Raw genomic sequence first — 8,988 nt, forward strand, 5'->3', positions numbered from 1 at the left:
CGCCAGCGGGCCGGTATTCGCCGGGGCATACCTGCTGCTGGCGCGCCGTCTTGCCCCGGAACTGGCGGAACCTGTGCTGTCGCGGGTGCGCCCGCTGCTGGCACGCCTGCGGGGTGGGCGGCAGGGGGGAGGCCAGTAGGCGGGACGGTTGACGGGCGCCCGGCGATGCAGCATCCCGCGGCACGTCCATTCTTTCGACAGCCGGATCAATGAGAAAGCCTCCGCCGCGTCACCGCAACGGAGGCTTCAGTGCATGAAAGGACCGGCAGACGGCTGTTACTGTTCCAGGCCGCCCTCGCCTTCGTACATCATGCCGCCTTCCTCTTCCATCTCCAGGGTTTCCACCTTTTCCTCCAGCCATTCCAGAACGGCGCGGGCGGTGTGGTAGTTCAGCACCACCTTGGAGCGGATGTGACGGGTGATCACCTTCAGGTTTTCGTCGTAGGGGGCCACCTCGTGGCCAAAGCTGCCGTCGGGCGCCACCAGGCGCTCGGAGAACGGCGGCATCTTGTCGGTTTCTATGTAGAAGCTCATTTCGATCTCGCCCTGCGGGTTGATGCCGCCCCACACACCGTGGGCGTATTCCAACCGCACGCCGGGATCGTGCTCGTATTCGTAGCGGATTCGGGTCGGGTATTTCGGGTCCTGACTCATGGACGCTCCTTGGGAAAGTATGGGGCCGGTCGGACAGGCCAGGCAGGACAGGCCCGTCGAAACCGGCAGGCTCGCCGGGACCGGCAAGGCCGGTTGCCGCGTCAGCCGATCAGCGAGACCAGCGTGCCTGCGATGCGCTCGGGCACCACCAGCGGGCTCTGGCGGCGGGTGTCGCCCCTGGGGGGGCTGTAACCCGCGCGTTGCAGGCGCTGGCGTTCGGCTGCCGCATCGGTCTCCATGTCGTCAATGACGATTCGGGTCTTGTCCAGCAGGGTGGGGGACGGCGACGTCAGGTAGGGCGGGTCGCGCCACGGGTCGAGCGGTGCGGACATGGCCCGCAGCAGCCCGGGGCCCATGCGGCGCAGTCCTGGAAGCTGCATGGCGAAATCCGTGGACATGTCCGCCTCCGGGCCGTTCATCCTGTCCGGTTCCTTGGGCGCGCATTCTAGGGCAGTCGTCGGGTGAAGTAAAGGCGCGCCCCGCGCAACGGAAAAGGCCATGGCGCGCTGGTGCGCGCCATGGCCCGTGTGATTCGCGGTTGCGTGTCGTCGTTCGGTCGGGGCAGCCCCTAGTCGTTGCCCGATTCGTACCCCGGCAGCACGATGGACGAGGGGGCGCCCGCCGCGCCGGAACCCTTGGGACAGTCCTTGAGCAGGGTGCAGATTTCGCAGCCGCCCTTGAACGGGTAATGGGTGACCACGGCGTAGCGGCGCGACAGGGTGGGGCCGTCGCCGCTGTAGGGCAGGCCTTCGGCCTCCAGCGCGGCGCGCAGTTTGTCGGTGGGTTTGGGGGCCGGGGCGCAGCCCACGTCCTCCACTTCGGGCAGCAACATGTGGACCGCGCTCATGACCATGGTCTGGGCCAGGGAATTGACGATGAACGCATCGGAGGGAGAGGATTCCCATGCGGCGTCCACGTCTTCTTCCACATCGCTGTCCAACCACACCACAAGGTACTGGATCTTTCCGGTGCTGATGTGCAGGGCGTGCAGCTTGTCCATCCAGGCTTCCCAACGCTGCATCAGGCGGTTCATCACTTCGCCGCCGATGCGAGTTTCCTGGCTGGTGTTCATCAGCAGTTCCACGTCGAAGTAGGGCTGTACATCAAGCTTTTCTGCAGTATGTTCGGCCATGTCCCTGTCTCCTGGGGGGTTATGCTCTTGTGGGGTCGGCGTGCGCCGGAGCGCAGCCGTGCTCGCAGGGGGGCGGTTGGCGTGCCGGAGTTGTCCGGCCTTGTCCGCGTTGCCCCGTGTTGTCGAGACGAGACTTTGCGCGAAAGGCGCGTGGCGCGTCAAGGGACAACGGAGAACGGACAGCAGGCAAGGGATAACGGACAAGGGGGCAAGGGGCGGATGCGCGTGGGCAGGGACCATGGCGGGCGCAAGCGGATACACCGCGCGCGGGCGAGGAGCCGCGTGCGAGCTCGGGCGGAAAGGGGGACGGGAACGGTGGCATGGCACAGGGGCGGTCTGCCGCCCGGACGCCGGACAAAAGCATGCCCCGCGCGGCCGGAGTTGCCTTCGGGGCCGCGCGGCAGATGGGGGAATGGGCGGCTACTGGACGAAGTAGCGCTCCATCAGGGCATGGCTGCTGGCATCACCGCCGATGAACGATGCGCCAATTCGCGTGGCGCCCTTGCCGCGCTCGTTGCGAGTGCTGCGGCAGCGCATGCGTACCGGCGGGTTGCTGTCGTCCAGGCGAAAGATCACCTCGAATTCGGCGTCGGCCAGGCGCATGTCCAGTTCGGTATTGGGGGGCATCCGAAATCCCACGCCGTTCAGCGAGATGTCGTGCAGCTCCACGGGCTGGTAGCGTCCGTAATGGCCGTCCGGTTCGGTGACGTACACCACCCCCGGCAGGCGGATGGGATGACGCTCGAAGGAACGCCGGTCCGTGTCGTCCCGCGATTTGGCCTCGCGGCGCAACAGGTAGCGTTCCAGCAATCCCTCCACGAGGGCCGTCGTGGTGATGCCCATTTCTTCCGCGGCGGTGTCGATGCGCTTCAGCAGGTCGGGGTGAACACGAAGTTCGCGGAATCTTCTCATGGCGGCTCTCCAGGTTGTCCACAAAAGGCAGACAATAACGCTTGACGACAAGATATGAAAAGTCCGTGCCATTCGTGCGGGGAATTGCATTTTTTTAAATTATCGATGCATATTGTATGGTTGTGGTGCCTCAAGGGGGAGGGGTTCCGGTCGGGGCAGGCGCCGGAACTGTCCGGTCGGACCGGTCCGCGTCCGGAGAATGTGGACAACAGCGGCGTATGCGGGAGAAAATGGGGGGCCGAATCCCGCGTGATGTTGCAGGGTACAAATCTACCCCCCTTTCCGAGAATATAATGCTGTGGCATGAGATATGGACAGGTGCGTGCTGTATGCTCGTGCTGCTGGACAGCGGGAAGCCGAGGGGGAACTCGGTGGACCGTCGCATCACCGCAGCGGGGTGCGTTCATTCAGGACGCAGCGGGATTCGGAGCGGCATGTCGGGTTGCGCAAGGGCGCGTCTGGATCTGCCATGAAGCGGGAACGCACGACAGACGGCGCAACGGCACACGAACGGGGGCCGGCGAATGGCCGGTGGAAGGGACCATGGCAGACGTTCTGGTGATTGATCCCACGCGGCGGTACAGGGAATACCTTGTGCCCGCCATTACCGCCGCCGGGCATGCGTGCCGCGTGGTCTCCACCTGCGAGGAGGCCGTGGCCAGCGGGCGACGACGTGCGTGCGAAGTGGTGCTGCTGGACGTGGATACGCCCGGCCCGGAAGGGTTGGCCTGTCTGCCGGAGTTGTCTGCCATGCGCGGCCAGCCGGAGGTGCTGGCCCTTACGGCCCAGCGCACGGGCAACCGGGCGGAGGACGCCATCCGCGCCGGGGCCTGGGACGTTCTGCTGCACCCCATCCCCGAATCCTCCATGCGCCAGGTGCTGGAACGCTGCCTGTACCATCACGCCGCCAAGGTGGCCCTGATCGGCCAGGCCAACATCAAGCGCGGCGACATCATCGGCACCAGCCTGCCGCTGGAACGCTGCCTGCATTCGCTGGGCGTGGCCGCCCGCACCGACACCAACGTGCTGATCCTGGGCGAAACCGGCACCGGCAAGGAACTGTTCGCGCGGGCCGTGCACGAGAACAGCGAGCGTGCCGGGCGCGGCTTCATCGTGGTGGACTGCACCAACCTGCCGAGCACCCTGGCCGAAAGCATCCTGTTCGGGCACGAGCGCGGGTCATTCACCGGGGCAGACGCCGCGCGCGACGGCCTGTTCAAGCAGGCCGACGGCGGCACCATCTTTCTGGACGAAATCGGTGACCTGGACCTTTCGGTGCAGAAGTCGCTGTTGCGGGTGCTGCAGGAGCGCACCTTCCGTCCCATCAGCGCCCGCAACGAGGTGCGCAGCGATTTCCGCCTGGTGGCCGCCACCAACTGCGACATAGAGGACATGGTGCGGCGCGGGGCCTTCCGCAAGGACCTGTACCACCGCCTGAAGACCCGCATCATCCAGTTGCCCCCCCTGCGCGAGCGGCGCGACGACATAGAACCACTGGCCCGGCATTACGTGGACCGCATCTGCCGCCAGCACCGCCTGGCCGCCAAGCAGATGTCCCCCGACTTCGTGGATGCGGTGCAGCTCTACCACTGGCCGGGCAACGTGCGCGACCTGATCAACGCCCTGCACTACGCGGTGCAGGCTGCCTTTGCCGAGCAGCGGCTGTACCCCCAGCATCTGCCGGTGGAGATACGCGGTCACGTCATGCGTGCCCGGCGCAGCCTGGCCCCCGCGCGCGAACACGACGAAGAGATGCACCCGCCCATGTCCAGTGCGAGGGCGGGTACGGAGGCGGGTTCCGCGGGTACAGGGACCGGGACTGGCGACAATGGTCGCGGTCACGCGACGGAGGCTCGCCAGTCTGATACGTTTGGCCAGTCCGACACGTTTGGCCAGTCCGGCCAGTCCGAATACGCCGGTGCGTCCGGCCAGCCTGGCACGTACGGCCAGTCTGGCGCCTACGGCCAGTCCGGCGGGCTTGGGCTGTCGGGCGGCGTCGCCCGGTCGGGGCGCGCGGGTGCGTCGGGTACGGCGGTTCATGCAGGTGCGGGCGCGGCATTCGCCATGTCCGCTGCCGACCTGCACGACGGGGCCCGGGCAATGCCCGCTCCTTCTTCGGACACCTGCCCGCCGCCCGTGGAACGGGAACGGTTCGGCTTCGCCAACGAGGTGTTCCCCTCGTTCCGTTCCGCGCGCGAAGTGACCATGGACCGCATGGAGTCCGCCTACCTCATGGAGCTCATCCGGCGCAGCCGGGGCGAGATAGCCTCTGCCATCGCGCTTTCCGGCCTTTCACGCGCCCGGCTGTACGAGTTGCTGCAGAAGCATTCCATCTCGTTGCGCACCGGCAACTGACCGGCGCCTTTCCTTCCCTTTCCGTTCCACGGCCACGGGCGGCCCTTTTCGCTGTCTGCGCATGCGGTCTTTCCGCGCGGGGTTTCGCCTGCACCGCGCGGTGCGACGATTTGCGCGCGACTTCCAGTTGCCGAAACGAGACAACAATCCGTCATTTCTGTTACATGGGCTAAAAGGCAGGTCGCCGGGCAGGCGCATGCCGCTGTTTGAAAGTGCATTGGGTGATCACGTGTTCCCTAATGTTCGTGAGTGGTTGTCCGATATGTGAAGTACACACTCACCTTGTTACCGTGCGAGGCGTGCATGAAGCTGACGATTCTTCGCAAACTGCTCCTCATGGTCATCTGTATCGTGCTGCTGACGGCAGCGGCCATTTTCGGCACGGCCCACCACTTCATGAAACGCGGATTCGCCGATGAATCGGCTCAGGCGGTAACCCGGCTGCGCGACGTGGTGGTGCGCAACATCGGTGACCGTTCGGCGAAATTCCTGGAGGAAGCGGCCCTGGTGGCGCAGCATGCGGATTTCGTGGCCGCCGTGACCGCGGGCGACGGCGCGCGCACGTCCGAACTGGCCAAACGGCTGATGCGTGACGTGGGGTCGGACTTCATGACCGTCACCGACGCCAAGGGCAACGTGCTGGCACGGGGCCATTCGGACAAGACGGGCGATTCGGTTCTCGACCAGGACACCGTGCGCAGGGCCCTGCGCGGCGAAGCCTCGGTGGGTGTCATCTCCGGCACGGTGGTGCCGTTCACACTGCGCGCGGGCGCGCCCATCCGCAGCGACGGCAAGGTGGTGGGCACGGTGGCCATCGGCACCTCGCTGGTGCGCGAGGGCTTCGTGGACGACATCAAGTCGTTCACCGGCCTGGAGGTCACCGTGTTCAAGGGCGACACGCGCGTCATGACCACCATCGTGCGTGACGGCAAACGGGCCATCGGCACGCGTATGGACAACCCCAGGGTGATGGAGACGGTGTTCAGCGCGGGCAAGACATTCCTGGCGCGCAACCAGATTCTGGGCAGCGAATACGAGACGGCCTACTGGCCCATCCTGGACATGGAGGGCAAGACCATCGGCATGTGGTTCATAGGCATGCCGGTGGCCAGCATCATCGCCGCCCAGGATCGGGTGACCGATTCCTCGCTGGCCGTGATGGCGGGCGTGCTGCCGGTGATGATAGCGGTGGCCTGGCTGCTGGCCCGCGCCCTGTCGCGGCCCATAGCGCGCACCACCGCCTTTGCCACGTCCGTGGCCGGGGGCGAACTGGATTCCGAGCTTACCGTGAGCACGGGCGACGAGGTGGGCCAACTGGCCGACGCCTTGCGCTCCATGGTGGGCACGCTCAAGGACAAGATCGGCGAGGCGCAGGAGCAGAGCCGCCTTGCGGCGGAAGAGACGAAGAAGGCCCAGCATGCCATGGCAGAGGCCGAAGAGGCCCGCACTCGCGGCGAGCAGGCCCGGCGCGAAGGCATGCTGCACGCCGCGCGCGAGTTGGAAGGCATTGTGGACATCGTTTCCGCAGCGTCGGAAGAACTTTCGGCGCAGATCGAACAGTCCTTTCGCGGGGCCGAACTGCAAAGCCGCCGCACCGGCGAGACCGCCGTGGCCATGGAAGAGATGAACGCCACCGTGCTCGAGGTGGCCCGCAGCGCGGGCCTTGCGGCGGACACGGCGGGCGACGCCAAGGCCAAGGCAACGGCCGGGTCGGGCATCGTGGAGGCGATGATCGACGGCATCGGCGTTGTGCAGCGTCATTCCGAGACCCTGAACAGCGACATGGACGCCCTGGGCAAGAGCACCGAGCGCATCGGGGCCATCCTGGGCGTGATTTCCGACATCGCCGACCAGACCAACCTGCTGGCGCTGAACGCCGCCATCGAAGCTGCGCGCGCGGGGGATGCCGGGCGCGGCTTTGCCGTGGTGGCCGACGAGGTGCGCAAGCTGGCGGAAAAGACCATGACCGCCACGAGGGAAGTGGGCGAGGCCATCGGCGGCATCCAGCAGGGGGCCAAGGTGAGCATCGCCCAGGTGGGCGAGACGGTGCGCGAGGTGGAAAGCGTCACGGGCAGGGCGCGAGAGGCGGGGCAGTCGCTGGGCGCCATCGTGGCCCTGGCCGATTCCGTGTCCGATCAGGTGCGCTCCATCGCCACCGCCAGCGAAGAGCAATCCGCCGCGTCCGAAGAGATCAACCGGGCGGTGGAGGAGGTGAACCGCATCTCCACCGAGACCAGCGACGCCATGCGCCAGTCGGCCCTGGCCGTGAGCGAACTTGCGGCGCAGGCCCAGAGGCTGAAGGCCATTATCGAACAGATGCAGCGCGACAACGCCTGAACGCGCATAAAGCGACAGGCCGCCACTGCGGCGTCAGGCCGGACATGAAGATCGGGATCGTCCCTGCGCGGGCGGTCCCGGTCTTGCGTTGACCATGCGTACCGGGGTGACGGGGCGACGGGGTGACGGGGCGACGGGGTGACGGGGTGACGGGGGCGGCGTGGCTGGGCGCAGGCGCTTTGCGACCACGGTACGGGCATCGGGCGGGGAGGGGCCGCGTGCTCACGAGCACACGGCGTCGCCGTTGCGCAGCTGGCGCAGCACTTCGGCAACATCCGGCATGTCGGCGTGGTTGCCGCGCAACATACCCAGGCAGACGTCCACCACGTCGGCGGCGTACAGGGTGCCCCTGCCCGTCGAAAGTTCGTCCATGGCCTTTTCCAGGCAGTGGGCGGGGCGGTAGGGGCGGTGCGAGCACATGGCTTCAGCCACGTCGGCCACGCCCAGGATGCGCGCCCCCTGCAGCAGGGCATCGCCTGCCACGCCGTGCGGGTAGCCGGAGCCGTCCAGCCGCTCGTGGTGCTGCAACACCATGCGCGCCACGGGATGGGGGAAGGGAATGCTTTCGAGGATGTCGTGCCCGAACTGGGGGTGCTGGCGCAAGAAGGCCATTTCGTGACTATCGAGCACGGTGGGCTTCAGCAGGTACTGGGCGGGGATGCACAGCTTGCCGATGTCGTGCAGCATGCCCGCCACCCGCACGGCCTCAACCTCGTCGTTGGGCATGCCCAGCTTGCGGGCCATGGCGGTGGCCAGCACGGTGACGCGGGCCTGGTGGGTGCCGGTGTAGGCGTCCTTGAGGTTGGTGACCCGCGACAGCGAATCCACCGTGGCTTCCATCATGCCGCTGAGCTGGTCGCAGGCGGTGCGCAGTTCGAGGGTGCGCTCGGCGATGCGCACCTCCAGCCCCGCCCGGTAGGCCTCGTTTTCCGCCAGCAGCCGCGCCCGTTCCAGGCATCGTTCCACGGTGTGTTCCAGGGCGCCCATGTCTTCCAGGGGCTTGGTCAGGTAGTCCCACGCGCCTTCGCGCAGGGCGGCCACGGCGTCGCGCAGCACTCCGGTGCCGGAAACCACGATCACCGGCGTACCCGTGCCCGAAGCGGTGATGGCGCGGATTACCGAAAGACCGTCCAGCACCGGCATGCGCAGGTCCACCAGCACAAGGTCCGGCTGGTGCTTCTGCCAGGCATCCAGCCCGGCTCGGCCATCTTCGGCCTGCATGACCTCGTAGCCGCTGTCCGACAGAAAGTCGGCCAGGGAGCCGCGAACCTGCGGGTCGTCGTCGATGACCAGAATGGTGGGCGCAGTGGGCATGGCATGTTCCGAAAGAACGGCGTGGATGTACGCAGGGCCGGGTTTGGCCGTGCGGCGGGCCAGGCGGGTCGGATGCGAAGGCAGGTGCGGGACGGGTGTGACCAGCCATCCGAGGCGGCATGGCAAGCTCGCCACGGCGATCTGGCCATGGCAGGGTGCGTATCGAGTATGCGAACACTAGCAGGCGGCGGTGGCCACCGCAAGGGGGGAGGGCGCTGTCCGCCGCCGCGACAGCGCGGCGTGCCCTGCCGCGCATGAAGCCGCATGGCTGGCGCGGGCTGTCC

Annotated in this window: 7 protein-coding genes; 2 read left to right on the plus strand and 5 right to left on the minus strand. The window is 67.0% G+C overall.

The genetic code is table 11. The features are described from left to right. Positions 1 to 276: 276 nt before the first annotated feature. From FVW20_RS01240 to FVW20_RS01255, 4 genes are all read right to left on the minus strand, one after another. Positions 277 to 654: a hypothetical protein gene (locus FVW20_RS01240; RefSeq protein ID WP_015946685.1), complete on the minus strand. Its 378-nt coding sequence runs from the start codon at positions 652 to 654 to the stop codon at positions 277 to 279. A 101-nt stretch (positions 655 to 755) separates the two neighbouring features. After that, entirely contained in the window at positions 756 to 1,052 is a 297-nt protein-coding gene (locus FVW20_RS01245) for a hypothetical protein (RefSeq protein WP_231038762.1), read from the minus strand. Between the two features lie 170 nt (positions 1,053 to 1,222). After that, positions 1,223 to 1,786: a hypothetical protein gene (locus FVW20_RS01250; protein WP_196607955.1), complete on the minus strand. Its 564-nt coding sequence runs from the start codon at positions 1,784 to 1,786 to the stop codon at positions 1,223 to 1,225. A 420-nt stretch (positions 1,787 to 2,206) separates the two neighbouring features. Further along, positions 2,207 to 2,698, minus strand: a complete 492-nt coding sequence (locus FVW20_RS01255) for a PilZ domain-containing protein (RefSeq protein WP_196607956.1) — start codon at positions 2,696 to 2,698, stop codon at positions 2,207 to 2,209. A 543-nt stretch (positions 2,699 to 3,241) separates the two neighbouring features. On the opposite strand from FVW20_RS01255, the gene FVW20_RS01260 reads away from it, so the two are divergent. Next, entirely contained in the window at positions 3,242 to 5,053 is a 1,812-nt protein-coding gene (locus tag FVW20_RS01260) for a sigma-54-dependent transcriptional regulator (protein WP_196607957.1), read from the plus strand. 303 nt (positions 5,054 to 5,356) lie between these two features. Further along, complete coding sequence (locus FVW20_RS01265; RefSeq protein WP_196607958.1) at positions 5,357 to 7,390, plus strand: methyl-accepting chemotaxis protein; 2,034 nt, start codon at positions 5,357 to 5,359, stop codon at positions 7,388 to 7,390. 222 nt (positions 7,391 to 7,612) lie between these two features. On the opposite strand, the gene FVW20_RS01270 is transcribed toward FVW20_RS01265, so the two are convergent. Further along, positions 7,613 to 8,704: an HD domain-containing phosphohydrolase gene (locus FVW20_RS01270; protein ID WP_196607959.1), complete on the minus strand. Its 1,092-nt coding sequence runs from the start codon at positions 8,702 to 8,704 to the stop codon at positions 7,613 to 7,615. Positions 8,705 to 8,988 lie beyond the last annotated feature (284 nt).

The sequence above is a fragment of the Nitratidesulfovibrio oxamicus genome (assembly GCF_015731765.1).
Lineage (GTDB): Bacteria > Desulfobacterota > Desulfovibrionia > Desulfovibrionales > Desulfovibrionaceae > Cupidesulfovibrio > Cupidesulfovibrio oxamicus.